General features: G+C 70.0%; 24 protein-coding genes. 14 read left to right on the top strand and 10 right to left on the bottom strand.

Annotation, left to right across the window (positions count from 1 at the left end):
- Positions 1 to 28 precede the first annotated feature (28 nt).
- From FBZ83_RS03410 to FBZ83_RS03405, 3 genes are all read left to right on the top strand, one after another.
- Complete coding sequence (locus FBZ83_RS03410; RefSeq protein ID WP_145681060.1) at positions 29 to 799, top strand: hypothetical protein; 771 nt, start codon at positions 29 to 31, stop codon at positions 797 to 799.
- A gap of 112 nt (positions 800 to 911) precedes the next feature.
- Complete coding sequence (locus FBZ83_RS31305) at positions 912 to 1,079, top strand: hypothetical protein (protein ID WP_186464732.1); 168 nt, start codon at positions 912 to 914, stop codon at positions 1,077 to 1,079.
- 124 nt (positions 1,080 to 1,203) lie between these two features.
- Positions 1,204 to 2,463: a M16 family metallopeptidase gene (locus FBZ83_RS03405; RefSeq protein WP_145681059.1), complete on the top strand. Its 1,260-nt coding sequence runs from the start codon at positions 1,204 to 1,206 to the stop codon at positions 2,461 to 2,463.
- Positions 2,464 to 2,605: 142 nt separating this feature from the next.
- Here FBZ83_RS03405 and FBZ83_RS03400 read toward each other — a convergent pair whose 3' ends face one another.
- Positions 2,606 to 3,619, bottom strand: a complete 1,014-nt coding sequence (locus FBZ83_RS03400; protein WP_145681058.1) for a DUF2125 domain-containing protein — start codon at positions 3,617 to 3,619, stop codon at positions 2,606 to 2,608.
- Positions 3,620 to 3,727: 108 nt separating this feature from the next.
- On the opposite strand from FBZ83_RS03400, the gene FBZ83_RS03395 reads away from it, so the two are divergent.
- The 5 genes from FBZ83_RS03395 to FBZ83_RS03375 all read left to right on the top strand — a co-directional run bounded on the left by FBZ83_RS03395 (position 3,728) and on the right by FBZ83_RS03375 (position 9,607).
- Entirely contained in the window at positions 3,728 to 4,366 is a 639-nt protein-coding gene (locus tag FBZ83_RS03395; RefSeq protein WP_145681057.1) for a gamma-glutamylcyclotransferase, read from the top strand.
- A gap of 55 nt (positions 4,367 to 4,421) precedes the next feature.
- The gene (locus FBZ83_RS03390) at positions 4,422 to 6,371 is read left to right on the top strand and encodes a M1 family metallopeptidase (RefSeq protein WP_145681056.1); all 1,950 of its coding nucleotides are present in this window, start codon (positions 4,422 to 4,424) and stop codon (positions 6,369 to 6,371) included.
- 96 nt (positions 6,372 to 6,467) lie between these two features.
- Positions 6,468 to 7,109, top strand: coding sequence for an SH3 domain-containing protein (locus FBZ83_RS03385; protein WP_145681055.1), 642 nt, complete (start codon positions 6,468 to 6,470; stop codon positions 7,107 to 7,109).
- Between the two features lie 125 nt (positions 7,110 to 7,234).
- Positions 7,235 to 8,374: a hydrogenase formation protein HypD gene (hypD, locus tag FBZ83_RS03380; RefSeq protein ID WP_145681054.1), complete on the top strand. Its 1,140-nt coding sequence runs from the start codon at positions 7,235 to 7,237 to the stop codon at positions 8,372 to 8,374.
- 144 nt (positions 8,375 to 8,518) lie between these two features.
- On the top strand, positions 8,519 to 9,607 hold the full coding sequence (locus tag FBZ83_RS03375) for a TRAP transporter substrate-binding protein (RefSeq protein WP_145681053.1): 1,089 nt from the start codon (positions 8,519 to 8,521) through the stop codon (positions 9,605 to 9,607).
- Between the two features lie 43 nt (positions 9,608 to 9,650).
- Here the strand turns inward: FBZ83_RS03375 and FBZ83_RS03370 are convergent, their stop codons facing one another.
- Together FBZ83_RS03370 and FBZ83_RS03365 are read right to left on the bottom strand one after the other, a co-directional pair.
- Positions 9,651 to 9,863 (bottom strand): hypothetical protein, encoded by a 213-nt coding sequence (locus FBZ83_RS03370; protein WP_040135042.1) that lies wholly within the window; start codon positions 9,861 to 9,863, stop codon positions 9,651 to 9,653.
- Between the two features lie 121 nt (positions 9,864 to 9,984).
- Positions 9,985 to 11,604: an ABC-F family ATP-binding cassette domain-containing protein gene (locus FBZ83_RS03365; protein WP_137141802.1), complete on the bottom strand. Its 1,620-nt coding sequence runs from the start codon at positions 11,602 to 11,604 to the stop codon at positions 9,985 to 9,987.
- A gap of 122 nt (positions 11,605 to 11,726) precedes the next feature.
- On the opposite strand from FBZ83_RS03365, the gene FBZ83_RS03360 reads away from it, so the two are divergent.
- Positions 11,727 to 12,440 (top strand): AraC family transcriptional regulator, encoded by a 714-nt coding sequence (locus tag FBZ83_RS03360; RefSeq protein WP_247888118.1) that lies wholly within the window; start codon positions 11,727 to 11,729, stop codon positions 12,438 to 12,440.
- Positions 12,441 to 12,519: 79 nt separating this feature from the next.
- The gene (locus FBZ83_RS03355) at positions 12,520 to 12,972 is read left to right on the top strand and encodes a DMT family transporter (RefSeq protein WP_145681051.1); all 453 of its coding nucleotides are present in this window, start codon (positions 12,520 to 12,522) and stop codon (positions 12,970 to 12,972) included.
- Positions 12,973 to 12,978: 6 nt separating this feature from the next.
- Here the strand turns inward: FBZ83_RS03355 and FBZ83_RS03350 are convergent, their stop codons facing one another.
- Entirely contained in the window at positions 12,979 to 13,761 is a 783-nt protein-coding gene (locus FBZ83_RS03350) for an NAD(P)H-dependent oxidoreductase (RefSeq protein ID WP_145681050.1), read from the bottom strand.
- A 96-nt stretch (positions 13,762 to 13,857) separates the two neighbouring features.
- On the opposite strand from FBZ83_RS03350, the gene FBZ83_RS03345 reads away from it, so the two are divergent.
- A complete protein-coding gene (locus FBZ83_RS03345; protein ID WP_145681049.1) occupies positions 13,858 to 14,802 on the top strand; it encodes a LysR family transcriptional regulator in 945 nt (314 codons plus the stop codon).
- Between the two features lie 26 nt (positions 14,803 to 14,828).
- Here the strand turns inward: FBZ83_RS03345 and FBZ83_RS03340 are convergent, their stop codons facing one another.
- A complete protein-coding gene (locus FBZ83_RS03340; RefSeq protein WP_145681048.1) occupies positions 14,829 to 16,067 on the bottom strand; it encodes a benzoate/H(+) symporter BenE family transporter in 1,239 nt (412 codons plus the stop codon).
- A gap of 113 nt (positions 16,068 to 16,180) precedes the next feature.
- Here FBZ83_RS03340 and FBZ83_RS03335 point away from each other — a divergent pair, with 113 nt between their 5' ends.
- From FBZ83_RS03335 to FBZ83_RS03325, 3 genes are all read left to right on the top strand, one after another.
- Positions 16,181 to 17,671: a PLP-dependent aminotransferase family protein gene (locus FBZ83_RS03335; protein WP_145681047.1), complete on the top strand. Its 1,491-nt coding sequence runs from the start codon at positions 16,181 to 16,183 to the stop codon at positions 17,669 to 17,671.
- Between the two features lie 136 nt (positions 17,672 to 17,807).
- Complete coding sequence (locus tag FBZ83_RS03330) at positions 17,808 to 18,509, top strand: glutamine amidotransferase (protein WP_145681046.1); 702 nt, start codon at positions 17,808 to 17,810, stop codon at positions 18,507 to 18,509.
- Positions 18,510 to 18,609: 100 nt separating this feature from the next.
- Positions 18,610 to 19,254 carry a DedA family protein gene (locus tag FBZ83_RS03325; protein WP_247888117.1) on the top strand — a complete coding sequence of 215 codons (645 nt, stop codon included), beginning with the start codon at positions 18,610 to 18,612 and terminating at the stop codon, positions 19,252 to 19,254.
- 6 nt (positions 19,255 to 19,260) lie between these two features.
- Here FBZ83_RS03325 and FBZ83_RS03320 read toward each other — a convergent pair whose 3' ends face one another.
- The 5 genes from FBZ83_RS03320 to FBZ83_RS03300 form a co-directional block, all read right to left on the bottom strand.
- The gene (locus tag FBZ83_RS03320; protein ID WP_145681045.1) at positions 19,261 to 21,492 is read right to left on the bottom strand and encodes an adenosylcobalamin-dependent ribonucleoside-diphosphate reductase; all 2,232 of its coding nucleotides are present in this window, start codon (positions 21,490 to 21,492) and stop codon (positions 19,261 to 19,263) included.
- A gap of 130 nt (positions 21,493 to 21,622) precedes the next feature.
- Complete coding sequence (locus FBZ83_RS03315; RefSeq protein ID WP_145681044.1) at positions 21,623 to 22,606, bottom strand: alpha/beta hydrolase family protein; 984 nt, start codon at positions 22,604 to 22,606, stop codon at positions 21,623 to 21,625.
- A complete protein-coding gene (locus FBZ83_RS03310) occupies positions 22,606 to 23,388 on the bottom strand; it encodes a lysophospholipid acyltransferase family protein (protein ID WP_145681043.1) in 783 nt (260 codons plus the stop codon). Before FBZ83_RS03310 ends, FBZ83_RS03315 begins: the two co-directional genes overlap by 1 nt.
- Before the next feature lie 13 nt (positions 23,389 to 23,401).
- Positions 23,402 to 24,001: a YdcF family protein gene (locus FBZ83_RS03305; RefSeq protein ID WP_247888116.1), complete on the bottom strand. Its 600-nt coding sequence runs from the start codon at positions 23,999 to 24,001 to the stop codon at positions 23,402 to 23,404.
- 74 nt (positions 24,002 to 24,075) lie between these two features.
- Positions 24,076 to 24,978 (bottom strand): cell division protein FtsX, encoded by a 903-nt coding sequence (locus tag FBZ83_RS03300; protein WP_145681041.1) that lies wholly within the window; start codon positions 24,976 to 24,978, stop codon positions 24,076 to 24,078.
- Positions 24,979 to 24,984 lie beyond the last annotated feature (6 nt).

Here is a 24,984-nt window from a genome sequence, read left to right as displayed (position 1 = left end):
CCCGCCCAAACTGAGAGGAACCGCAACCATGATCTCGTTCATCCGCAACCTCGTCGGGGTGAAGACCGATCAGGCCGTCCAGTCGGCGGTGGAGGCCCTGGTCCGCTGGGACCCGAAGGCCGCGACGGAGGCCGAACTGCGCACGATGGAAGAGCATCTGGACAGCCTCGGCCTTCAGGTCGCCCAAGCCCGTGCGGCCTATGAGAAGGAGCAGAAGGAGGCCGACGCCATCCTCCAGCTGTCGCGCCAGCGCATGGCCGCCGCCGAGCATCTGCAGCGCCAGATGGAGTCGGAAGCCGACGCCGGCCGCAAGGCGCAGCTCGAAAAGAGCCTGGAGACGCTGGTGGGGATGCTGGAGCAGATGGCTCCGGACATCGACCGGGAGGAGCAGGACGCCGTCGACGCGCGCGAGTTTCTGACCATGCTGGAGACGACCTACGCCGAGGCCGGCGGCAAGCTGAAGGCCGCCCGCAGCGCGTTGCAGCGGGCCGAACGGGACATGGGTCGCGCCGCCCAGCAGCGCGACATGGCCGAGCAGCGGGCGGAGGCGGCCCGGCAGGCGGCGGGGCTGAGCGGCGCCACCTCCAGCCTCGGCACGGCGCTGAAGGCGATGCAGGACGCGGCGGCCCGCGATCTTGCCCAGGCGGAGGCGTCCAGCGCCAAGGCCCGCCTGCTGAAGCCGTCCAAGCCGGAAGAGGACGATCCCAACATCAAGGCCGCGCTCGATGCCGCCACGGGGGCGAAGCCGGCGCCCAGCACCCTGTCGGACCGTCTGGCATCCCTGAAAAGCCGGCATTGAACGGCGGAATGAATAGGCTCATCCTATCGGTGAGATAGGATGAGCCATATCGATCCTATTGAATTTCTCCGCCATGATGCGAGCAGTGAAACTCTGCTCGCTGGAGGAAGCCATGCGTCGGTCTATGGCGGAGCTGTTGAACGAACTGGAACGGCACGGCGTCCGGCTGCTGCCGGGCGGTCGCCTGCAGGTGCCGGGCAACGTTCCGGCGCCGCTGCTGATGCGCGCGCACCGCAACCGCCGCGCTCTCAGCGCCGCCTTGGCGCCGCCGCGCGGTTGACGGCGCGTCTCACCCCGACCTTGACCCCAGAACGCGGAGCGTTGTTCCTGTGCGGACGGCGCCCCACGTCAATGCAACGCCCCCGATGTTCCGGGCGATCCCGTGCCCAACCAGGAGACCCTGTGTGACGATCCAACTGACCACCCTCGCCAACGGATTCCGCGTGCTGACGGACCACCTGCCGCATCTCGGCACGGTGACCAGCGGCGTCTGGGTCGGCGTCGGGGCGCGCAACGAACGGCCGGCGGTGAACGGCATCGCCCATTTCCTGGAGCACATGATCTTCAAGGGAACGAAAAGCCGCGACGCGCTGGGCATCGCGCTGGAGATCGAGAACCGCGGCGGTGAGTTCAACGCCTACACGGACTACGACGTCACCGCCTATTACACGCAGATGGCGGCCAAGCACGTCGACGTTTCCTGCGAGATCATCGGCGACATCGTCCTCAACTCCGTCTTTCCGGAGGAGGAGGTCGAGAAGGAACGCGGCGTGGTCATCCAGGAGATCGGCCGCTACGCCGACGAGCCGGAGGACGTGGTCTACGAGGCGTTGCGCCGCACCGCCTTCGACGGGCAAGCGCTCGGTCGCCCGATCCTCGGCCCGAAGGAGAACGTCGCGGGCTTCGGGCGGGAGCATCTGTTCGATTACGTGTCCCATTACGACCCGCGCCGCATGGTCTATGTGGTGTCCGGCAACGTCGATCACGGCACCGTGGTGCGCCGGGCGGAGGCGCTGTTCGGCCATCTGACCGCCAAGGACGACCCCTTCCAGGAGACGGTCGTCAACAAGGGCGGGGCGGCGCTGCTGAAGCGCGACGCCGAGCAGGTGCATTTCATGGCGGCCTTCCCTGGCGTCGGCACCGAGGATTCGGCGAGCTACGCGCTTCGCCACCTCGCCAACATCCTGGGCGGCGGCATGACCTCGCGCCTGTTCCAAGAGATCCGCGAGAAGCGCGGGCTGGTCTATTCGGTCTACGCGGCGCCCATCCAATACTCGGACGGCGGCGCGCTCAGCTTCTACGCCGGCACCGGGCCGGAGGAGGTGGCGGAACTGGTGCCGGTCTTCTTCGAGGAGCTGCGCAAGGCCCGCGACGGCGTGACCGCGGTGGAGCTGGAACGGTCGAAGGAGCAGATGCGCTTCTCGGTCGGCAAGTCGCTGGAATCGACCATGCGCCGCGCCGACCGCTTCGCCCGCACCCTGCTGCGCACCGGCGAGGTGCGGACCATCGAGCAGATCTTCGAGCGGATCGACGCCGTGACGCCGGAGGCTGTGGCGGCGGCGGCCAACCGCGTCTTCGCCGGCCCGATGGCGGTGTCGGCGGTCGGCAAGCTGGACCATCTGCCGTCCTACGAGGATATGCAGGGGATGCTGCAGGCGGCGTGAGGTTGTTGTTTACCGACGCTTTGCCCCCTCCCTAACCCTCCCCCCGCTGACGCAGGGGAGGGGATTTGGTCCCTCTCCTGCGAAGCGGGGGAGGGAAGGGGCCCACGCGCAGCGTGGGAAGGGTGGGGGCAAGACGTTGCCTCTACCAGACCACCGCCGGCAGCGCCGCGACCTTCAGCGGCCCCAGGAACAGCCCGCGGTTCTGCACGGTGACCGGAGCGGTCAGCACCGGCTCGCCGTTCGGCCCGGTGGGGCGGGCCAGCAAGCCCAGCATGGTGCGGGCCATCGCCAGCTCCTTGGGCCGGAACATGCCCTGGAGCGCGTCCAGCACCGCCTGATACCCGCGCACCTCCGCGGTCAGCGCGGCCTGCGGCTGCAAGGCGGCGTCGAGCGCCAGCGTGCCGTTCATCGCCAGCTTCAGCGGTCCCCAATCCACATTCAGCCCGTCGAGTTGGAGCGTGCCGCCGTCGCGGCTCCAGGCCGACAGGCTGACCGGCTCCGGTTTCGGCGGTTGGCCGAGGATGCGCGCGGTCAGCAGGACCCGCTGCACCTCGCGGCCCAGCGCGTCCGGCGCGCCGTCGGGCAGGGTGGCGCCGCGCGCGTCCAGCGTGACAGACAAGCCGGTGTCGGTGTGGCTGGCCGGCGGCTCGGACGGCTGGGTGGCGGTCAGGTCCAGAGTGGCGATGGGAACGGGCATGGCCTCGGGCTGCGCCACGAGGTTGGTGAAGGCCAATTGCGCCTCCACCGGCTGGCCGGTCAGGGTGAGGCCGACATGCCCCCGGCCGCCGTCGCGGGCGACCAGCGTGAAGGGCGGCTGGTTCGCCTGCACCACCGTCACCCGCTGCTCGCCGGGCAGCGACAGGGCGATGCGCGTGTGGTTCCAGGGCGGCGCCTCCGCCACCAGCCGGGCGCCCCGCCATTCCACATCGCGGGTGGCGAGGTGCGGCGCCTCCAGCGCGGCGCGGATGGAGAAGGGATAGCCGCCGACGCTCAGCCCACCATGGTTTACCACCGCGCCGGCCGCCCGCTGCTCGTCCATCCAGGCGAGCACGCCGCGCTCCACCGCCGCCGCGGCCTGCCACCACCACACCGAATAGGCGCCGGCCAGCAGGGCCAGGGCGAGAACGGCGAAGCCCAAGATCTTCCGAACGCGCATCTGTGGCATTTCCGTTTTGTGGCACCCACCTTATAGCGGGCGGCCAGGGGCCGTGCTAGCATTCACCGTGTCGCCACCAGTCGGCGCACGCTGCATTACTTATGGGTCATGCTGCTCGATACGCAATCGCCTGTTGCCGAGCTTCCGGTCACCGCACCGACGCAGCGTCCGGCATCATCCGCCTCTTCCTGGTCCGGCGACATCGTCGTGACGCCCGGCGTCGACCTCTGGGTCTTCGCCTACGGCTCGCTGATGTGGAACCCGGAGTTTCCCTTTCTCGAGCGTCATCCGGCGGTGCTGGGCGGCTATCACCGCCGCTTCTGTGTGTCCTCCCACCGCTACCGCGGCACGCCGGAGCGGCCCGGTCTGGTGCTCGGGCTGGACCGCGGCGGCTCCTGCCGGGGCATTGTCTTCCGCGTGGCGGCGGAGCGGGTGCCGGAGACGCTGGACTGTCTGTGGGACCGGGAGATGCTGAACCGCGTCTACCGTCCCAAGCTGCTGCCGGTGCGCCCGCGCGACGGCGGCGCGCCGGTCACCGCCTGCACCTTCGTGGTGGACCGCCGCCACCGGCAATATTGCGGCTGCATGGACGAGACCGCGATGGCCGAGCGCATCGCCTGCTGCCGCGGCGAGCGCGGCCCGAACCTGGACTATCTCGCCAACACGGTCGCCCATCTGGAGGCCATCGGCATCCATGATCGCGGGCTGTGCAGCCTGCTGACGGCGGTGCGCGCGCGGATGGGGTGACGGGGACAGGGGCAAGCGCTGGCGCGGCGCAGCCCAAGCCTTATATTGCTGGGCCATGCGCACCCTCCTCCTCGCTCTTCTGGGCATCCTCGCCGCCGCGCCCGGCTGGGCCGCCGGCCTGCATCATGACCTGACCGTCACGCTCGATCCCGCCGCGCGGCGGCTGGAGGTGGAGGACCGGCTGCGTTTGCCCGCCGGGACGCACCGGCTGCTGCTGGCGCCGGGGTTGACGGTGGGGGAAGCGTTGCTCGACGGCAAATCGGTCACGGTGCGCGGCAACGCCCTGCCGGTCACCGTGCCGAAGGGGGGCGGCGAGCTTCGCCTGCGCTACGCCGGGACTTTGCCGCCCCTGACACCGGAGTCGCGAGGCGGGGGCGGGGGAGCGGAGGGCGCCTATCTGCCCGCCGGCACCGGCTGGATTCCAACCCCCGAAAGCGGCGCGGAGGCGCCGCCGTCCTGGCGTCTGTCGGTCCGGGTGCCGGCGCCCTTCGTCGCGGTGGCGACCGGACGTCTGGTGGAGGAGACGCGCGACGGTGCGGGCTACGCCGCGACCTTCGCCGAGGACCGCAGCGTCGAGGAACCGTCTCTCTTCGCCGGGGCGTGGCAGGTGACGGAACGGATGCACAATGGTCTTCGTCTCCGCACCTACTTCCATCCGGAGCAGGCCGCGCTGGCCGATGAGTATCTGGACCTCAGCGCCCGGACCATCGACGCACAGGCGGCGCGGATCGGCGCCTATCCCTTCGCCGGTTTCGCCATCCTGTCAGCGCCGCTGCCGGTTGGGCTGGGCTTCCCCGGCCTGACCTACATCGGGCGTCAGGTGATGCCGCTGCCCTTCATCCGCGCCCAGTCGCTGCCCCATGAGATCCTGCACAACTGGTGGGGCAACGGCGTGCGCGTCGGCGGGGACGGCAACTGGCCCGGCAACTGGTCAGAGGGGCTGACCACCTTCATGGCCGACTACGCGGCGGCGGAGGCGCGCGGGGAGGACGCGGCGCGGGCCATGCGGCTGGACTGGCTGCGCGACTATGCCGCCCTTCCGGCGGAGCGCGATTCCGCCCTGACCGACTTCCGCGCCAAGGTCCATGACGCCGCCCAGATCGTCGGCTACGGCAAGGCGGCGATGCTGTTCCATATGCTGCGCGCCGAGATCGGGGCGGACGCCTTCGACGCGGGCATCCGCCGCTTCTGGGAGGACAAGCGCTTTCAGGACGCTGGATGGGACGACCTGCGCCGCGCCTTTGAGGCCGGGTCCGGGCGGGACCTCAAAGCCTTCTTCGAGCAATGGCTGACCCGCGTGGGGGCGCCGACGCTTGAACTGGCGGAAGCCAAGGCGGATGGCGACGGCGTGGCGCTGACCCTGCGCCAGGGCGAGCCGGCCTACGGTCTGACCGTGCCGGTGGAGGTGCGGACCGCGGCGGGGACGGAACGTCACACCATCCGCCTCGACGGGCGCGAAACGACGGTGACGATCCCGATCGCCGCCCCGCCGCGGGCGCTCGCGGTCGATCCCGGCTTCGCCCTGTTCCGCCGTCTGGCACCCGGGGAGGCGCCGCCGACCCTGCGCGACGTGACGCTGGACCACGCGGCCACCACCGTCATCGCCACCGCCGACGACCCGGCCGCCGAGGCCGCCCATGCGCTGGCCGAGCGTCTGGCCGATGGCAAACCGCGCATTGCCGCCGCGGACCGCGCCGATCCCACCGCTCCGCTCGCCGTGATCGGAACGGCGGGGGAGGTCGACCGGCTGCTGGCCCGGCTCGGCCTGCCGGCGGTTCCGGACAGCCTCAAGGGGCGCGGCACGGCGCGGGTGTGGACCGCGCGGACCCCGCAGGGCCGCCCGCTGCTGGCGGTGGCCGCGGACGACGCGGCGGCGTTGCAGGCGCTGCTGCGCCCATTGCCCCATTACGGTCGGCAGAGCTGGCTGGTCTTCGAGGGGGCACGCGCCGTGGACCGCGGCGTCTGGCCCGCTGGCGACAGCCCCCTACGTGTGTCTTTCGAGTAGTTCCGCCCGCCCGTCCTCTGTCCATGGAGCATACCCCGCCTTTGCCTGTTGTAGGGGAAACGGCGCGCGATGCGCGCGTTCTGCGGGAGAATGCACATGTCTCGGATGACGAAGACCATCCTCGGAACCCTGGCCGGCCTCGGCGTGGCGGCGGCGCTGGCGCTGCCCGCGGCGGCGGCCTCCGGCGACATCCACACGGTGACCGGCGAGAAGGTCAACCTACGCGCGGCCCCGTCCGACAACGCCTCGGTCCGCTCCACGGTCACCCGCGGCGACGAGGTGATCGAACTGAAGCAGGAGGGCAACTGGATCGGCGTGCGCTCCATGCGCACCGGTGAGGAGGGCTGGGTCTTCGGCGACCTCGTGAAGCGGCAGACGCCGAGCACGCTCGGCGGCGCGTCGTCCGCGGCGTCGGACGCCGGGTTCGGGCGGATCTCCTCGGGCTTCGACGGGCTGCTGGCCGGGATCAACAACCAGCTCGGCTACCGCTTCGCGGAGAAGGTGGAGCAGCCGGGCAACGGCGCGCTGCGCGTCATCCCGACCCAGGAATGGCTCTACAACACCAGCCGCGAGGCCAAGATCTACGCGGCGCTGGCGCTCTACGAGATGTGGAAGAACCACAACAACGGGCGGCCAGTCAGCGTCGCGCTGGGCTCTCCTGGCTCCTCCGCCATCGCCATCGAGGATTCGGGGCGGGGGCCGGAGCTGTCGCTGCCCATGATGGGCGCCTCCAAGTAAGAAGGCTTCGCGGCGGGGGCGTTGTGACGACGTCCCCCCGCAAGCCCCATTCTTGATCCGCATCAACGCCAGCGCCTGCCGCCGCTGTCCAAATGCCGTGACGGCAGGCCGAAGGGGCGGGTGCGATGAAATACATCGATGAATTCCGGGACGCGGCGCTGGCCCGCGGCATCGCCGCCGCCATCGCGCGGGAGGCGGCGACCGGGCGGACCTATCATCTGATGGAGTTCTGCGGCGGCCACACCCACGCGGTGTCCCGCTACGGCATCCCAGACCTGCTGCCGGACAACGTGCGGATGATCCACGGGCCGGGCTGCCCGGTCTGCGTCCTGCCGGTGGGGCGGATCGACGACGCTATCGCCATCGCCCGCCAGCCCGGCGTGATCCTGTGCACCTACGGCGACGTGCTGCGCGTGCCGGGTTCGGGGCGGGTCAGCCTGCTGAAGGCGAAGGCCGAGGGGGCGGACGTACGCATGGTGCTGTCCACCATGGACGCCCTGCGCATCGCCGAGGAGAACCCGGACCGCGAGGTCGTCTTTCTGGCCATCGGCTTCGAGACGACCACGCCGCCGACCGCGGTGGCCGTCCACGCTGCCAAGGCCAAGGGCCTCAGGAATTTCAGCGTCTTCTGCAACCACGTCCTGACCCCCGCGGCCATCCGGGGCATCATGGACAGCCCGGAGGTGCGGGAGACGGGCGCGCTGCCGCTCGACGGCGTCGTCGGCCCGGCCCACGTCTCCGTGGTCATCGGCAGCCAACCCTACGCGTTCGTGGCGGAGGACTACGGCACGCCGGTGGTGATCGCCGGGTTCGAGCCGCTGGACGTGCTCCAGGCCATCCTGATGCTGATCCGTCAGGTGAACGAGGGGCGGGCGGTGGTGGAGAACCAGTTCACCCGCGCGGTGACCCCGGAGGGCAACCGGAAGGCCCAGCGGCTCGTCGCCGACACCTTCGACGTGCGGTCCAGCTTCGAATGGCGGGGCCTCGGCGCGCTTCCCGACAGCGGCCTGCGGTTGAAGGAAAAATTCGCCGCCTTCGACGCGGAGCGGCGCTTCGCCGTGCCGGGCCGTGCGGTGCCCGATCACAAGGGCTGCGAGTGCGGCGACATCCTGCGCGGGGTGAAGAAGCCCAGCGATTGCAAGCTGTTCGGCACCGTCTGCACGCCGGAGAACCCGATGGGCTCCTGCATGGTGTCGGCGGAAGGGGGCTGCGCCGCCCATTACACGTATGGGCGCTTCCGCGACCACCGGTTGGCAGTGTCGTAATCAACAGTTTCAACCACGGACCATTTGTCACGACATATTTCGTCGGGGAAGCCATTCGCCCATTGCACGGCTAACCTTTTGCGGGGGCTCGAAAGACGCTGATAGGTTCGTTCCTGAACAAAAGAACAGGAGGGGACTTCCCGTATGAAACGCCGTTCATTCCTTGCCAGCGCCGGTGTCGGCGTCGCGGCCAGCACCCTTGCCGCTCCGGCCATCGCGCAGAGCACGCCGGAAGTGCATTGGCGCCTCGCCTCCAGCTTCCCGAAGAGCCTGGACACCATCTACGGCGCCGCCGACGTGATCGCCCGTCGCGTCGCCGCCATCACCGACAACAAGTTCACGATCCGGCCCTTCGCATCGGGTGAGATCGTTCCCGGCCTCCAGGTTCTCGACGCCGTGCAGAACGGCACGGTCGAGTGCGGCCACACCGCCAGCTATTACTATGTCGGCAAGGACCCGACCTTCACCTTCGACGCGACGGTGCCGTTCGGCCTGAACGCCCGCCAGCAGAACGCCTGGATCCTCCAGGGCGGCGGCATGGAGCTGCTGCGCGAGTTCTTCAAGGGCTACAACGTCGTCAACTTCCCGGCGGGCAACACCGGCACCCAGATGGGCGGCTGGTTCCGCAAGGAGATCAAGACGGTTCAGGACCTCAGCGGTCTGAAGTTCCGCATCGGCGGCTTCGCCGGGCAGGTGTTGACCAAGCTGGGCGTCGTGCCGCAGCAGATCGCCGGCGGCGACATCTACCCGTCGCTGGAAAAGGGCACCATCGACGCCGCCGAGTGGATCGGCCCCTACGACGACGAGAAGCTCGGCTTCAACAAGGTCGCCAAGTACTACTACTACCCCGGCTGGTGGGAAGGCGGGCTGAACGTCTCGCTGCTGGTCAACCAGCAGAAGTGGGAGGAACTGCCGAAGCCCTATCAGGCGGCCCTGGAAGCGGCCTGCTTCGAGGCGCTGGCGATCATGAACGCCAAGTACGACGCCGACAACCCCGCCGCCCTGAAGCGTCTGGTGGCCGGCGGCGCCCAGCTCCGTCCCTTCCCGCGCGAGGTGATGGAGGCCTGCTACAAGGCGGCCTACGAGCTGTACGACGAGACGGCCAAGAACAACCCGAAGTTCGCCAAGATCTACGAGCCGTGGAAGAAGTTCCGCGACGAGGAATACCTGTGGTTCCGCGTCGCCGAGAACAGCTTCGACAACTTCGCCTTCACCGCCGGGCAGCGTCGGTAAAGGAGGATCGGTGCGGCGCTGCGGCGCCGCACCGTTTCGGCCGCTACTGGGCGGCCAGTTTCTGGGACAGGCGTTGCAGATCCTGCGACGCGCGGTCGGCGATGCGCTGGGCGGCGACCAGAGTGTCGGTCAGAGTGCCGACGTCCGGCGCGATCTCGCCCGCGGCGTCGGACATCTCGTCCAGGGCCTTCACCGCGGTGTCGATCAGGCGGATGACCAGCCCCGCGGGGCCGTCGGCGTTGTCGTACCCAGCCATTCCAAAATCTCCATGGTTGCGCAACCCAGCCCGAACGACACGGGCACGAGTTTCCATGGAGGGGGCGGCCCGCGCAAGCCGCTTGTTGCGCTGCACGCGTTCCCGCTCCGGCGGGACGGCCTCAGTGAATGCCCGGCGCCTCCTGCCCGGTGCTCGCCACATACTCGGTGTAGCCGCCGCCATACTGGTGGATGCCCTCCGGAGTCAGCTCCAGCACCCGGTTCGACAGGGCGGCCAGGAAATGCCGGTCGTGCGAGACGAACAGCATGGTGCCCTCATAGGCGCCCAGCGCCGAGATCAGCATCTGCTTGGTGTCGAGGTCGAGGTGGTTGGTCGGCTCGTCCAGCACCAGGAAGTTGGGCGGGTTGAACAGCATGATCGCCATGACCAGCCGGGCCTTCTCGCCGCCGGACAGCACGCGGCACTTCTTCTCCACATCGTCGCCGGAGAAGCCGAAGCAGCCGGCGAGCGCGCGCAACGCTCCCTGGCTCGCCTGCGGGAAGGAGGTCTCCAGCGATTCGAAGATGGTCTTGTCGCCGTCGAGCAGATCCATGGCGTGCTGGGAGAAATAGCCCATGCGCACGCTGCCGCCGACCGTGACGGTGCCGTTGTCCGGTTCGGTCGCGCCGGCCACCAGCTTCAGCAGCGTCGACTTGCCGGCGCCGTTAACGCCCATGACGCACCAGCGCTCCTTGCGGCGGATCGTCAGGTCCAGCCCTTCGTAAATGGTCCGGCTGCCATAGCCCTTGTGCACGTTCTTCAGCACCGCGACGTCGTCGCCGGAGCGCGGGGCCGGCGGGAAGTCGAAGGTTACGATCTGGCGGCGCTTGGGCGGCTCGAACCGCTCGATCTTGTCGAGCTTCTTCACCCGGCTCTGGACCTGGCTGGCGTGCGAGGCGCGGGCCTTGAAGCGCTCGATGAACTTCAGCTCCTTGGCCAGCATGGCCTGCTGGCGCTCGAACTGCGCCTCCTGCTGCTTCTCGCGCAGCGCCCGCTGGCGCTCGTAGAAGCCGTAGTCGCCGGAGTAGCTGGTCAGCGACCCGCTGTCGATCTCAATGATCTTGTTGACGATGCGGTTCATGAACTCGCGGTCGTGCGAGGTCATCAGCAGGGCGCCCTCGAAGCCCTTCAGGAAGCCTTCCAGCCAGATCAGGCTTTCGATGTCCAGATGGTTGCTCGGCTCGTCGAGGAGCATGACCTCGGGGCGCATCAGCAGGATGCGGGCCAGCGCCACGCGCATCTTCCAGCCGCCGGACAGCATGCCGACGTCCATGTCCATCATCTCCTGGCTGAAGCTGAGGCCGGCCAGCACTTCGCGCGCCTTGCCCTCCAGCTCATAGCCGCCCAGCTCGTCGAAGCGGGCCTGGACCTCGCCGTAGCGCTCGATGATGGCGTCCATCTCGTCGGCGCGGTCGGGGTCGGCCATGGCGGCTTCCAGCTCGGCCAGCTCCGCGGCGACGGTGCTGACCGGGCCGGCGCCGTCCATCACCTCGGCGACGGCGGAGCGGCCGGACATCTCGCCGACGTCCTGGTTGAAGTAGCCGATGGTCGCCTGCTTCTCGATCGCCACCTGGCCGGTGTCCGGCAAATCCTCGCCGGTGATCATGCGGAACAGCGTCGTCTTGCCCGCCCCGTTGGGACCGACCAACCCGATCTTTTCGCCCCGGTTCAACGCCGCCGATGCTTCGAGGAAGAGGATTCGGTGACCATTCTGCTTGCTGATGTTGTCGAAGCGGATCATGTGCGGCTGCGTTCCTGCGGCGTTGTTCCCATGGCGTGGCGGGGGCTCTTATGCCACAGGATGTGCGGTGCGATGGAGTCCAGATCGGCGCCATGCGAAAATCGCAATCCGGAAACAGTGTCATGGGAAGGATCGCCGCCATGGGGCGTCCGCCGCAGGTTTGGGACTATTGGCGCCCCACCGGCGGCGGCGGGATCGTCGAACTGGGGACGGTACGCGGCCTCGACGTGGCCTTGCCGGTGCATTTCCATCGCGAGGATCAACTGACCTTCGTTCTGGCGGGGCGGCGGCGCTTCGTCATCGCGGGCGACCTGTGCGAGGCCGGTCCTGGCGAGGGTGTGCACATCCCGGCGGGCCTGCCGCACCGCTCGCTGTGCGGGGCGGACGAGGTCGTCTGCGTCAACCTCTACACGCGACCCGGCCTCCACGCCGCGCCGGAGGCGATTGCCGCGCTGGCCCGGCATTGGCGGAGGACGGGCGGGCTGGGCTGGCCCGACCTGACGCGGATCGCCGAGGAGCATCGCCATTCCCTCAGGACCGGGGTGGAGCCCGCATCCGCGTTGATGGGGGGCGAGGCGTGGGACAGCGTCGGCGAGGCCGCCCGCCGCGCCGGGATGAGCCGCGAGGGGTATTCCCGCCGCTTCCGCAAGCACCACGGCGTGCCACCCCACGCCTTCGGGCTCCAGGAGCGGCTGAACGAGGCGCGGTTGCTGCTCCGCGCCGGGGAGCCCATCGCCGCAGTCGCGGCGGACACCGGATTCACCGACCAGAGCCATCTGGGTCGCTGCTTCCGCCGCGCCTTCGGCGTGACTCCGGGCCGCTACCGCGCCGGGTAGGTCACATCCGTACCAGACCGCCGCCGCTCCGCCTGCTACCCATCCGGCATTCACCCACAGCCAATCTTGGGAGCATGGCATGTCCATCGCAGTGTCCGCCGCCTCGTACCTCCTGGTCGTCGGCGCCGGGGTCAGCGTCGCGTTGCAGCAGGTCCTCAACGCCAATTTGCGGGCCGACCTCGGTTCGCCCTGGTGGGCGGGCTTCGTCAGCTACGTCGTCGGCATGCTGGCGATGCTGGCGGTGGCGCTCCTCGCGCCCGGACCCCGCCTCGTCGAAGCGGTGGGTGGAGCGGGGTCGTGGGTCACCTGGACCGGCGGGCTGTTCGGGGCGCTGTTCATCGGGACGGCCATCCTGATGGTGCCCCGCCTGGGGGCGGCGACCGTGCTGGCGCTGATCGTGGTCGGCCAGATGCTCGGCTCCCTCGTCTTCGACCATGTCGGCCTGCTTGGGCTGCCGCAGCAGCCGATCAGCCCGACCCGGTTGGCCGGCGCCGCTTCCCTGATCCTCGGCGTCGTCCTGATCCGGCTGTAAGCGCCCTCAGGCGGTGCGGTGCAGGGCGAATCCGGACGCGCCGGGGGCTTCCAGATCGGGGCGGAGTTCGAGGCTGGGGATGGCATAGTCGCCGCCGTTCTGCCGGCGGAAAGGGATCGGCGCCGTCGTCTCCAGCGTCCGCATCCGCTCCCGCAATTGCTCCGCCGCCCGCGCGAAGCCGGTCTCGTCGAAGCGGTCCACCCGGTAGGCGACGAAGGGCGGCAGCACGTCGTAGCCGGGGTAATGCAGGATGCCGTGGTTGATCGGGAACAGCAGGTCGTCGATCGGGCCGTTGATGCCGCGCGGCGCGTAATGCTCAGCCCAGCCGCCCGTCGTCACCACCAGCATGGCGCGCTTGCCGGCGAAGCGGCCCTCGCCGTAGCGGTCGCCCCAGCGGCGGTCGCTGTGCTCGCCCACGCCATAGGCGAGGCCGTAGGCGTAGACGCGGTCGACCCAGCCCTTGAGGATTGCCGGCATGGTGAACCACCAGAGCGGGAATTGCAGGATCAGCGCGTCGGCCCACAGCAGTTTTTCCTGCTCGGCCTTCACATCGCCGGTCAGCGCATCGGCGGCGAAGGCGGCGCCGGAGGCGGCGGCCACCTTCAGGCGCTCCCCCTCGCCGAGGCTGGGGAAGTCGGCGTGATCCACCGTTGTCTTCCAGTTCATGGCGTAGAGGTCGGAGACCCGCACCGTGTGGCCCTGAGCCTCCAGCTCCGCGACGGCGGCGTCGCGCAGGGCGGCGTTGAGGGAGCGCGGGTCGGGGTGGGCGAAGACGATCAGCACGTTCATCACAGGCACCTGTTCGCTGGAAACGCTTGAGCCTCACGCTATTCGGGTGGAGATTGATCCGGTAGACGGGATGAACGGATAGAACCCTGCCGTAAAATGGATCAATCGAGCGCCACATCCGTCAACGTTACGCTGGACCGCATGCGGACCTTCGTCCGCGTCGCCGAACGGGGAAGCCTGTCGGCGGTGGCGCGCGAGATGGCCATCGGCCAGTCCAGCGTCACCCGGCACATCCGCGAGCTGGAGGAGGCGCTGGGCGTCGCGCTGTTCAGCCGGACCACGCGGCGCGTCGCGCTGACCGCGGAGGGCGAGCGCTACCACGCCAACGCCGTCCAAATTTTGCGCCTCGTCGAACAGGCGGGCGACGAGGCGCGCGACACCGGCCGCGCCTCGGCCGGAACGGTGCGCGTGTCCTGCACGGCGGCGCTCGGTGTCCGGCACATCAGCCGGTTGATCTTCGCCTTCCAGGACCGCCATCCGGACATCGCCGTCGATCTTCGCTTGACCGATGAGCGCATCGACCTCGTGCGCGACGGCGTGGACATCGCCATCCGCCTCGGCCCGTTGACTGACAGCTCCCTGAAGCGGCGGGCGCTCGGGATGAGCCGGCGCGTCCTCGTCGGAGCGCCGGCCTGTCTGGAGCGGCACGGCCGGCCGACGGCGCCGGCCGACCTTGCGGGGTTCGACGGCGTGCGCATGTCGAACATTGCGGGGAGCGACCGGCTGACGCTCGAAGGGCCGGACGGCAGCCTCCACGCCGTGTCCCTGGGGGGGCGGCTACGGGTCGATCACGGGCTGGCCGCGCGCGAGGCCTACCTCGCCGGCCGCGGCATCGGCCCGGCCCATGTCTGGCTGGTCGACGATCTGCTTTCCGACGGCCGCCTGGAGGTTCTCCTGCCCGACCACGCGCCGCCCGCCGTGCCGCTCAACCTGCTGATCGTGCCGGAACGGGCCGGCATCGCGCGGGTCCGGCTGCTGGTGGAGTTCCTGGCGGAGACGGTCGCGACCATCCCCGGGATCGAGCGGCCGTCTCGGGGATAGCCGCCCGGGGATAGCCAATGGGGCGGTTACGGGGTCGCTCCCTCGGTCACCGCCTCTTTTCTGACCGCCAGGCTGCGGCGGGGCAGGCGCAGGTGCCCGTTGAGGACGAGATGGGCGACGAGGCCGATCATCAGACCCCAGAACGCCCCGCCGATGCCGAGCAGCTTGATGTTCGCGGCGGACGCCAGGAAGGTGATCAGCGCCGCCTCGCGGGACGCCGGGTCGGCCATCGCCCCGGCCAGACTGCCGCCGATGGTGCCGAGCAGCGCCAGACCGGCGAGCGCGGTGATGAAGGTCGCGGGAAAGGCCATGAAGACGGCGGCCAGCGTCACCCCGAACACCCCGACGAGCACGTAGAAGACGCCCGCGGCGATCCCGGCGATCCAGCGCTTGGACGGGTCCTCGTGCGCCTCCTTGCCGGTCGCGATGGCGGCGGTGATGGCGGCGATGTTGAAGGCGTGGGAGCCGAACGGGGCCATGAGCAGCGAGCCGAGGCCGGTCACGGTCACGATGGGGTTGGCGCTCGTCTTGAAGCCGTCGTTCCGCAGGACCAGCATCCCCGGCATGTACTGGCCGGACAGCGTGATCAGGAACAGCGGCAGCGCGACCGACAGCAGCGCGTTCAGCGAGAAGTCCGGCGCGGTGAAGACCGGGGCGGCGAACTCCAGCGACAGCCCCGACAGATCGACGCGGCCCTGCGTCAGCAGGAAAGCGAGCCCGAGGACGAGGATGCCGACCACGGCATAGCGGGCGGAGAAGCGCTTCAGCGCGACGTAGGCGACGATCAGCAGCCCGACCAGCAGCGGGTCGACGCTGGCCCCGCCGAAGGCCCCGATGCCGAAGGGGAGCAGGATGCCGGCGAGCAGGCCGGAGGCGATGCCGGGCGGGATCAGCCGGATGACCTTCTCGAAGCAGCCCGACAGGCCGAGCGCGACGAAGGCCGCCGCCGAGATCATGTAGGCGCCGACCGCCTCGGCGTAGGGCGTCGTCGCCAGCGCGGTGACGAGGAACGCTGCGGCCGGGGTGGACCAGGCGGTGATGATCGGCTCGCGATGGCGCCAGCTCAGGAACAGCCCGGTCAACCCGACGCCGATGGAGACCGACCAGACCCAGGAGGCGGTGAGGTCGGGGCTGAGGCCCGCGACCTTCGCCGCCTGGAAGACCAGGATGAAGGTGCCGCCGTAGTTGACGATGACGGAGATCAGGCCCGCCACGACGGGGTGGGTGAGGTCGTTGAGGCGGATGGGGGTCGAATTGGGTGGCATGGTTGCGCGAAACCTCCGGACGGTTCGAGCCGCAAGGGCGATGAGCGGCCTTGACAACTACCCGACCAATGGCCTGATGTGCCCATCCGCTTTATCGAAGAGAGCCAGACCAATTGTTCCGGCATTCCCAGCTCGAGTCCGTGAAGGCGTGGATCGCCAACCCCGCCCACGCGGCGATGCCGCTTCACGCGCGGATCCAGCGGGCCGTCAGGCAATTGATCGTCGATGGCGCGCTCGGGCCGGGCAAGCCGCTGCCGGCCTCGCGCGCGCTCGCCGCCTCGCTGGGGGTGTCGCGCGACACGATCGAGGCGGCCTACGCCCAGCTTCACGCCGAAGGCTTCATCGACCGGCGCGTCGGCAGCGGCAGCTTCGTCGCGGAGATCAGTGAGTTCACCCCCGGCCGCCGCCGGCCCCGGCGCGACACGCTCCCGAGCGATCCGGCGCCCGCTCTCAGCCGGCGCGGGGCCGCCGTGTTCGAGGGGGGCGGCGTGCGCGAGATGCCGGCGCCGCGGCCCTTCGCCCACGGCGTTCCGGAAACCCGGACCTTTCCGCTCGCGCTCTGGGAGCAGCTGGAACGGCAGGTGCGCAAGGAGGTCGGCGCGCAAAGCCTGTTCCACGGCGATCCCCAGGGGACCGAGCCGCTTCGCCGCGCCATCGCCGATTATGTGAACCTCGAACGCGGCGCGCGCGCCACCGCCGACCGCGTTCTGGTGCTGACCAGCTCGCAACAGGCGATGTCGCTCTGCGCGACCCTGCTGTTCGACCCCGGCGACGGGATTTTCCTGGAGGACCCGGCCTATTACGGGGCGCGCAAGGCGTTCGAGGCGGCGGGGCTGGACTGCGTTCCGGTCCGCGTCGACCGGCAGGGCATCGTCGTCGATCACATCCTGGCCGAGCCGCAGCGGGCGAAGGCGGTGTTTCTGACGCCGTCCCACCAGTTCCCGACCGGCGCGACGCTGGCGCTGGACCGCCGTCTGGCCCTGATCGAGTGGGCGGCCCGGCATCAGGCCTGGATCATCGAGGACGACTACGACAGCGAGTTCCGCTACGCGGGCAAGCCGACGGCCTGCGTGCAGGGGCTCGATCCGCATGGCCGGACCATCTACATCGGGACCTTCACCAAATCGCTCTTTCCCGGATTGCGGATCGGCTACGCCGTGCTGCCGCCGTCGCTCGTGAAGCCGATGACGGTGGCACGCACCCTGCTGGACGGCCACACGGCGCCGATGGCGCAGCTCACGCTGGCCCGCTTCATGGAGGGTGGGCATTTCGGGGCGCATGTCCGGACGATGCGCGGCGTCTATGCCGAGCGCCTCGACGCGCTGGCGGGTCTCGTCCGCAAACACCTGTCGGACTTCGTCGAGCCGCAGGTGCCCATCGGCGGGTTGCAGATGCCCTGCCTGCTGACCGGCGATCTGACGGAGCGCGCCGCCGTTGAGGCGGCGCGGCGGGTTGGGATCGAGCTGCTCGGCCTGTCGGCGCTGCACGCCGCCGGCGATGGCAAGGCGGGTTTCCTGATGGGCTTCGCGGCCTACACGCCGTTCGAAATCGAGACCGCGGTCAGAAAGCTGGAGACGGCGTTCCGCGCGGCGGCGACGCCGTAAATTCGGCGGGCCTCCGGAACAAGGAGAATTGGTCTGGACCATTGCTGGAAAATGGCTGGGTGCAGCGAGCCATTCGTCTGGTATCCGAGAACCGACCAATCCACGACGCTCCCGGCGCGGGGGCGGGAGGCGACCCATGCACAAGACAGCGGTGGCGATCCGACACGTCCATTTTGAAGACCTCGGCATCTTCGGCGCGGTGCTGTCGGATGCCGGCTATGCGGTCCGCTATCATGATCTCGACGCGGCGCCGTTCGCGACGCTCGATCCGCTGGAGCCGGATTTGCTGATCGTTCTCGGCGGTCCCGTCGGGGTCTATGACAGCGACGCCTATCCCTATCTCGCGGAGGAAACCTCGCTCCTGGCGGCAAGGCTGGCCGCGGGGCGCCCGACGCTCGGCATCTGCCTCGGGGCGCAGCAGATCGCCAAGGCGCTCGGCGCTGCGGTGCGTCCCATGGGTCACAAGGAAATCGGCTTCGGGCCGCTCACCCTGACCGATGCCGGACGGGCCGGGCCGCTTCGCCACCTGGAGGGCGTTCCGGTGCTCCACTGGCACGGGGACGCCTTCCAGATTCCCGCCGGGGCGGAAAGCCTGGCGTCGACGCCGCTCTGCGCAACCCAGGGTTTTTCGGTCGGCCGCCACACGCTGGCGCTGCAATTCCATCCGGAGGTCGACGTGGCCGCCGGCATCGAGCGATGGCTGACGGGCCACGCCGCCGAATTGGCGGGGGCCGGCATCGACCCGCGCGTGCTGCGCGGTCAAGCGGCGCGGATCGGCCCGGAATTGCGTGAGGCCGGGCAGAAGATGCTGGCCGAGTGGCTCCGGGCCGTGCCGTGATCCCTGTGCGGCGGGGTGGGATGGGGTGCTCACCGATCTGCACGACGCCGCCGATCTGTGGCACAGTCCGCTCCGACGAGCCGCCTCACAGGGAAGTTGAATGAACGACGCAGCAAGGAACGTGCTGATCGACGGCATGGAGCGTTGGAGCGCCTTCATCGAGGCGAACGCCTCCTGGGCGGAGGTGATCTTCTTCCTGTGCGCCTTCGCGGAGTCCCTGGCCTTCGTCGGGTTCGTGGTGCCGGGCGTGGTGCTGATCGCCGCGGGAGGCGCGCTGGTCGCCTCCGGTGCCCTCGGCTTCTGGCAGGTGTACATCGCCCTCGCGCTGGGCGCGGTGCTGGGCGACGCCGTGTCCTACTGGCTCGGCCGGGTGTTCGGCGATCGGGTTCCGGCGGTCTGGCCGTTCCGCCAGCGGCCGGAGCTTCTGGAGCGGGGTGGCCGCTTCTTCCTGCGCCACGGCGGCAAGAGCGTCTTCTTCGCCCGCTTCCTCGGTCCGCTGCGGCCGGTGGTGCCGATCACCGCCGGGATGATGGCGATGCCGCACCACAGCTTCCAGACCGCCAACCTGCTGTCCGCGGTGATCTGGGTACCCCTGATGATGGCGCCCGGCATCGCCATCGCGAAGGGGGTCGGCATCGACGAACTCCTGTCCGGCGCCAGGGCGACGCCGGCGGTCACCCGCAACCTGGGCGACGCGCCCTGCGTGCCGGCGCCGCCGATCGACGGCGAGCCGTCGCGCTGCTGACCGCCCTCAGGCGCATTTGGAATAGCCGCAATTGAGGCAGCTGTCGCAGCCCTCCTGTCGGATCAGGCCGGGCTGGCCGCATTTCGGGCATTGCCGGAGCGCGGCCGGCTCGGCTCCGACGGCCGCCGTTGCGGCGCCGGGCTCCCCCGCGTCGGGCAGCATGCCGATGGCCTTCAGGTGCCGTTCGATGACGTCGCCGATGGCCGCCAGCAGGGACGGGACGTAGCGGCCCTGCATCCAGGCGCCGCCGCGCGGGTCGAAGACCGCCTTCAACTCCTCCACCACGAAGCCGACCTCGCCGCCGCGGCGGAACACCGCGGAGATCATCCGCGTCAGCGCCACGGTCCAGGCGTAATGCTCCATGTTCTTGGAGTTGATGAAGACCTCGAAGGGCCGGCGGCGCCCGTTCTCCACGATGTCGTTGATGGTGATGTACATGGCGTGGTCGCTGTCCGGCCAGCGCACCTTGTAGGTCTCGCCCGGCAGCGTTTCCGGACGGTCGGGCGGCTTGGACGACGCCGTGGCCGGGGACGTGGCGCCCTCCTTCTTCACCGACAGGACGGAGCCGGTGACCGCGTTCGGCCGGTAGGTGGTGCAGCCCTTGCAGCCCAGCTCGTAGGCCTGCCAGTAGACGTCCTTGAAGGCGTCGAAGGGCAGATCCTCCGGACAGTTGATGGTCTTGGAGATCGAGCTGTCCACATGGCGCTGGGCGGCGGCCTGCATGACCACATGCTCCGCCGGGGTCAGGGACTGCGCGTCCACGAAGTAATCGGGCAGGGGGGACTCGTCCCCGAACCGCGCGCGGAACAGGCGGTGGGCGTGGTCGCTCACTTCCTCCGTCCGGCGGGTGCCGTCGGGCATCAGGACGGTGCGCTCGTAACTGTAGGAGAAGACCGGCTCGATCCCCGACGACAAGTTGTCGGCGAACAGCGAGATCGTCCCGGTCGGCGCGATCGAGGTCAGGAGGGCGTTGCGGATGCCATGCTCCGCGATCAGGGCGCGCACGTCCTGGTCCAGCCCGCGCACCATCGGGGCGTCCAGATAGGCGTCGCGGTCGAAGAGCGGGAAGGCCCCCTTCTCCGCCGCCAGCCGGGCGGAGGCGCGGTAGGCCTCGTTGCGGATCGTCTTCAGCCAGGAGTCGGTCAGCGCCACCGCCGCCTCGCCGCCGTAACGGGCGCGGCAGAGGATCAGCGCGTCGGCCAGCCCGGTGACCCCCAGCCCGATGCGGCGCTTGGCGTGGGCCTCCCGCGCCTGCGCCTCCAGCGGGAAGCGCGAGGCGTCCACCACATTGTCCATCATCCGCACGGCGAGCGCGGTCAGCTCCGTCAGCCGGTCGGTGTCGAGCCGGGCCGTCCCCTCGAACGGGTCGATCACCAGGGCGGCGAGGTTGATCGAGCCGAGCAGGCAGGCCCCGTAGGGGGGCAGCGGCTGCTCCCCGCAGGGGTTCGTGGCGGAGATGGATTCGCAGTAATTCAGGTTGTTCTGCCCGTTCACCCGGTCGATGAAGATGACGCCCGGCTCCGCGTAGGCGTAGGTGGCCTGCATGATGCGGTCCCACAGGCCGCGGGCCCGCACCTCGCGGTGGATCTGCCCGTCAAAGACCAGCGGCCAGGGCCGGTCCTCGCGCACGGCGTCCATGAAGGCGTCGGTGACCAAAACCGACAGGTTGAACATGCGCAGCCGGCCGGGCTCGCGCTTGGCGTCGATGAAATCCTCGATGTCGGGGTGGTCGCAGCGCAGCGTCGCCATCATCGCGCCGCGCCGGGCGCCCGCCGACATGATGGTGCGGCACATGCTGTCCCACACGTCCATGAAGGACAGCGGGCCGGAGGCGTCGGCGCCCACACCCTTCACCAGGGCGCCCTTGGGCCGCAGGGTGGAGAAGTCGTAGCCGATGCCGCCGCCCTGCTGCATGGTCAGCGCCGCTTCGCGCAGATGGGCGAAGATGGCGCCGAGGTCGTCCTCGATCCGCCCCATGACGAAGCAGTTGAACAGCGTCACCGTCCGCCCGGTGCCGGCGCCGGCCAGGATGCGCCCGGCGGGCAGGAACTCGAAACGGGACAGCGCCCGTTCGAAGCGCGGCGCCCAGACCGCCGGATCGGCCTCGGGCGCGGCGAGCGCCGTGGCGACGCGGCGCCAGGTGTCGGCGATGGTGTCGTCGATGGGGTCGCCGGCGGCGGACTTGAAGCGGTACTTCATGTCCCAGATCCGCTGGGAAATGGCGGCGATGCCCGTCATGCGTCCTCCCTTGGCGCGGCCGGCCGGTCCATGGCGCCGGTCCGCCGTCAACGCTGTCCGAAGAGTAGGGGCCGCCCTTCCGGGGGTCAACCGCGGGGGCGGTCCGGCCGTTCCCTTTGCGTTCCGTCAGTCAGTTGCTGATGCGGTCCCGCTGGTCCGGCATGGCCTTGAGCGTCGCCAGGATCCGCCCGGTGTCGGCGCCGGACCCGCACAGGCCGAGCGCGGTCTCGCCGAAGTCCACGAGGCTGTGGCGGCGCGGGGCAGGCGCCCGCTCCAGCGGCACCAGCCACGCCGCGTGCCCGCGCGCCGCCAGGGCGTCGAAGTAGCCGCGCTGGGTGTCGAACGGGATGTTCGTCTCGCGCGGGTCACCGATGACGAAGACTCGGCGTTCGGGGTCGCGCGGGATGCGGTCGAGCGAGTCGGCGGGATCGAACCAACCCTGCGGCCGGGCCAGCACCCTCTGGAGTCCGCGCGCCTCCAGATAGGCCCGGTAGGCCGGCGCGCCGGAGGAGATCACCGCGCAGCGCAGGTCGTGGCGGCGGGCGAGGAACTCCGCGGTCAGCGTGCCGCCGGCGCTGTGGCCGCCCAGCGCCCATGCCGTCACGCCGTAGCGGGCCTTCAGGACGTCGAGCAGGGCGTTCATCAGGGCCGCCTCGCGCGGCGTGTGGCGCGTTGTCCAGAAACGGCCGGAACTGCCATAGGCGCCGGGCCGGGCGAGGAACAGGAAGGGGATGCCGAACCGCTCCGCCAGGGCGCGTTCCTGGTCGATCATGGCGGCGACGCCCAACCCCTCCTGGTGGCCGACGGAGGTCGGCTTGGTCCCCATGATGTCGCCGTGCATCCAGGCCGCGGCGATGGGGTTGGGGCCGGGGGCGGGGCGCAGGCCCGCCGCGTAGTAGCGCAGGCACTCCCCGCGCCCGTCCACCTCGACCCAGGCGGCGGTTTCCTGGGCCTCCAGCGCGGCGCAGGCCTTGCGGGTGATGGTGACGCCTCCGGTCACCGCGGCGTTGGAGAAGCGTTCCGCACTCGGCTGCGACTGGGCGTGGGCATCCGTCGCCATCGACGTCGCCAGCACAAGACCGGCAAGAAAGGCGAAGGCCGCGCCGCGCCGCATCAGGAGGCGGTTTCGCTCACCGCGGCGGTGGCCGGCTCCGCCGCCTTCGGCCGCACGGTCGCCGGTCCGCCGGCGGCGACGACCAGCCGGTCGGTGGCCGCCTCCAGCCGCTCCTCCAGCTCCTGCATGGCCTTGGCGCGGCCCAGGCCCGCAGGGATGGGGGGCAGGAATTCCACTGTGATGGTGCCCGGCCGCTTGATGAAGCTGTTGCGCGCCCAGTAGAGGCCGGCGTTCAGCGCCATCGGCACGATGGGGATCTTGAGATGGTCGTAGAGCACGCCGACGCCGATCCGGTAGGGGCGGTAGGCGCCGACGGCGACCCGCGTGCCCTGCGGGAAGATCACGATGGGCCGGCCCTCGTCCCGCACCGGGCGGGCGTTCCGGACCATCGAGGCGACGGCGCGGCCCTTGGCGCCGCGGTCGACGGCGATCATCCGGGACCGGGCGGCGTACCAGCCCCAGATGGGAATCCACAGAAGCTCGCGCTTCAGGATGATCGCCGGATCGTTGACGAGGAAGTGCAGCTTCATCGTCTCCCAGGCCGACTGGTGCTTGGCGGCCAGGATGAAGGACCCGCTCTGGGGAACATGCTCCCGCCCGCGCACCTCGTAGCGGATGCCGACGAGCGTGCGCTCCAGCCACGAGACGGTGCCGAAATACCACGTGATCACGCGGATCATGCTGCGCCGCGGCAGCAGCAGCGACCACAGGATGCCGACGCAGATGACCGCCGTCCACACATAGAAGGCGACGTTGAAGGCGAGGGAGCGCAGGAAGATCATGGCCGGGAACTTGTCAGGATTCGATCAGCTTCTCAAGGGTGTAGCGAAGGCGCGTCACAATGTACTTGTTGTACTCGGTCATCAGCAGATTCGCGGTGCCCGGCCACAGCCACCAGTCGTTGAGATGCACGTTGGGGGAGGCGACGGGGTGGGGCACCACCTCGACCTCCGGGATCACCATGCGGAACTCCAGCAGGCTGCGCATCATGTGGTAATTGGCGGTGACCAGCCGCATCGAGCCGTAGCCCTGGGCGCGCAGCCAGTCCGCCGTCTCGTAGGCGTTGCCGATCGTGCTGTCCGCCGAGTAGCCGAGCGTGATGCAGCATTCCATCTCGCCGGGGAACTGGCGGGAGCGCTTCAGAAGCTCCTGCACCTCCAGCCCCTCGTAGACGCCGGAGACGAACAGCCGGTGCGCCCGCCCGTCGGCCAGCAGCTCCAGCCCGGTGCTCAGCCGCCCGCTGCCGCCGGTCAGCACGACGATGGCGTCGGTGTTGCGCGTGGCCTCGGCGCTGCCGGGCTGCGGCGGGGTGCGGGGGATCGACGCGGCGAACCAGAACAGCCCGCCGAGCCACAGAAGTCCGCACCAAGCTGCCAGCAGCAGCAGTCGTTTCAAGGCGCGGATGACCCGGGTGCGTCGCGAGGGGAGCGCCATCCCTCAGCCTCCGGACGGATGAATCGGGCGGGCCGTCACGGCATCGACTCCAGCGTGCGCAGCACCGTCCAGCGCGCGGTCAGCGCCGCCAGCAGGCAGGCGGCCAGCGGCACGGCGGCCAGCGCGGCGACGGCCCACCAGGGCGAGGTGGCGAGGTCAGGCAGCAGGCTGGCGTGGAGCCCGGCGGCGGCGTGGCCGATCCCGCCCAGCGTGCCGGCGGCCAGCAGCAGCCCGGTCATGCCGCCGCGCAGGGTCAGGCCGATGACGTGCGATTCGAACTGCCGCGCCACATAGCGGTCGGTGGCCCCCATCAGGTGCAGCAGTTCCACCACATGGCGGTGGATGGCGAGGCCGGAGCGCACGGCGAAGATCACCGCCATCACGCCAGCCCCGCCGATCAGCGCGACGATGCCCAGCGCCGCCAGGTGCATCGCCCCGGCGAAGCGGCGCAGGTCGGCCAGCCACACCGCGTGGTCGTCCAGCGTGGCGCCGGGGGCGGCGGAGGTCAGGCGCGCCGCCAGCGCCGCCGTGTCCACCGGCCCGTTGGTCATCACGTCGATCAGCCGCGGCATCGGCAGCAGCGGATCGGCGGCCTCCTTGCCCAGCCACGGCTCCAGAAGCCGGCCGACGTCGCCGCTGGACAAAAGGCTGGCGGTCGCGATGCCGGGGGTGGCGCGCAGGACGGTCAGCGCCGCCTCCGTCCGCTCCTCCAGCGGGGCGGCCTGGACGCTGTCGGGCAGCGGCATGACCTGCACGGTCAGCCCGCCGGCCAGACCGCTGTCCCAGCGCCGGGTCATGTCGGAGACGAGCAGGGCCCCGGCCAGCGCCAGCGCCGCCAGATAGACCATCAGCGCGGTCAGCCACATCAGGAAGCGCGAGGTCGGGTCCTTCGCCAGCGGCAGGTCGGAGTTTCGGCGGGTCAGCGGCGGCAGGGCCATGGCGTG

Source organism: Azospirillum brasilense (assembly GCF_007827815.1).
Classification (GTDB): domain Bacteria; phylum Pseudomonadota; class Alphaproteobacteria; order Azospirillales; family Azospirillaceae; genus Azospirillum; species Azospirillum brasilense_C.
This window is presented reverse-complemented; position numbering and strand designations above follow the sequence as displayed.

Bases quoted from the DNA above. Each gene is read 5' to 3' on its own strand.
- FBZ83_RS03410 (WP_145681060.1), top strand. From the start codon at position 29: ATGATCTCGTTCATCCGCAACCTCGTCGGGGTGAAGACCGATCAGGCC.
- FBZ83_RS31305 (WP_186464732.1), top strand. From the start codon at position 912: ATGCGTCGGTCTATGGCGGAGCTGTTGAACGAACTGGAACGGCACGGC.
- FBZ83_RS03400 (WP_145681058.1), bottom strand. From the start codon at position 3,619: ATGCGCGTTCGGAAGATCTTGGGCTTCGCCGTTCTCGCCCTGGCCCTG.
- FBZ83_RS03395 (WP_145681057.1), top strand. From the start codon at position 3,728: ATGCTGCTCGATACGCAATCGCCTGTTGCCGAGCTTCCGGTCACCGCA.
- FBZ83_RS03390 (WP_145681056.1), top strand. From the start codon at position 4,422: ATGCGCACCCTCCTCCTCGCTCTTCTGGGCATCCTCGCCGCCGCGCCC.
- FBZ83_RS03385 (WP_145681055.1), top strand. From the start codon at position 6,468: ATGTCTCGGATGACGAAGACCATCCTCGGAACCCTGGCCGGCCTCGGC.
- hypD (WP_145681054.1), top strand. From the start codon at position 7,235: ATGAAATACATCGATGAATTCCGGGACGCGGCGCTGGCCCGCGGCATC.
- FBZ83_RS03375 (WP_145681053.1), top strand. From the start codon at position 8,519: ATGAAACGCCGTTCATTCCTTGCCAGCGCCGGTGTCGGCGTCGCGGCC.
- FBZ83_RS03370 (WP_040135042.1), bottom strand. From the start codon at position 9,863: ATGGCTGGGTACGACAACGCCGACGGCCCCGCGGGGCTGGTCATCCGC.
- FBZ83_RS03365 (WP_137141802.1), bottom strand. From the start codon at position 11,604: ATGATCCGCTTCGACAACATCAGCAAGCAGAATGGTCACCGAATCCTC.
- FBZ83_RS03360 (WP_247888118.1), top strand. From the start codon at position 11,727: ATGGGAAGGATCGCCGCCATGGGGCGTCCGCCGCAGGTTTGGGACTAT.
- FBZ83_RS03355 (WP_145681051.1), top strand. From the start codon at position 12,520: ATGTCCATCGCAGTGTCCGCCGCCTCGTACCTCCTGGTCGTCGGCGCC.
- FBZ83_RS03350 (WP_145681050.1), bottom strand. From the start codon at position 13,761: ATGAACGTGCTGATCGTCTTCGCCCACCCCGACCCGCGCTCCCTCAAC.
- FBZ83_RS03345 (WP_145681049.1), top strand. From the start codon at position 13,858: ATGGATCAATCGAGCGCCACATCCGTCAACGTTACGCTGGACCGCATG.
- FBZ83_RS03340 (WP_145681048.1), bottom strand. From the start codon at position 16,067: ATGCCACCCAATTCGACCCCCATCCGCCTCAACGACCTCACCCACCCC.
- FBZ83_RS03330 (WP_145681046.1), top strand. From the start codon at position 17,808: ATGCACAAGACAGCGGTGGCGATCCGACACGTCCATTTTGAAGACCTC.
- FBZ83_RS03325 (WP_247888117.1), top strand. From the start codon at position 18,610: ATGAACGACGCAGCAAGGAACGTGCTGATCGACGGCATGGAGCGTTGG.
- FBZ83_RS03320 (WP_145681045.1), bottom strand. From the start codon at position 21,492: ATGACGGGCATCGCCGCCATTTCCCAGCGGATCTGGGACATGAAGTAC.
- FBZ83_RS03315 (WP_145681044.1), bottom strand. From the start codon at position 22,606: ATGCGGCGCGGCGCGGCCTTCGCCTTTCTTGCCGGTCTTGTGCTGGCG.
- FBZ83_RS03310 (WP_145681043.1), bottom strand. From the start codon at position 23,388: ATGATCTTCCTGCGCTCCCTCGCCTTCAACGTCGCCTTCTATGTGTGG.
- FBZ83_RS03300 (WP_145681041.1), bottom strand. From the start codon at position 24,978: ATGGCCCTGCCGCCGCTGACCCGCCGAAACTCCGACCTGCCGCTGGCG.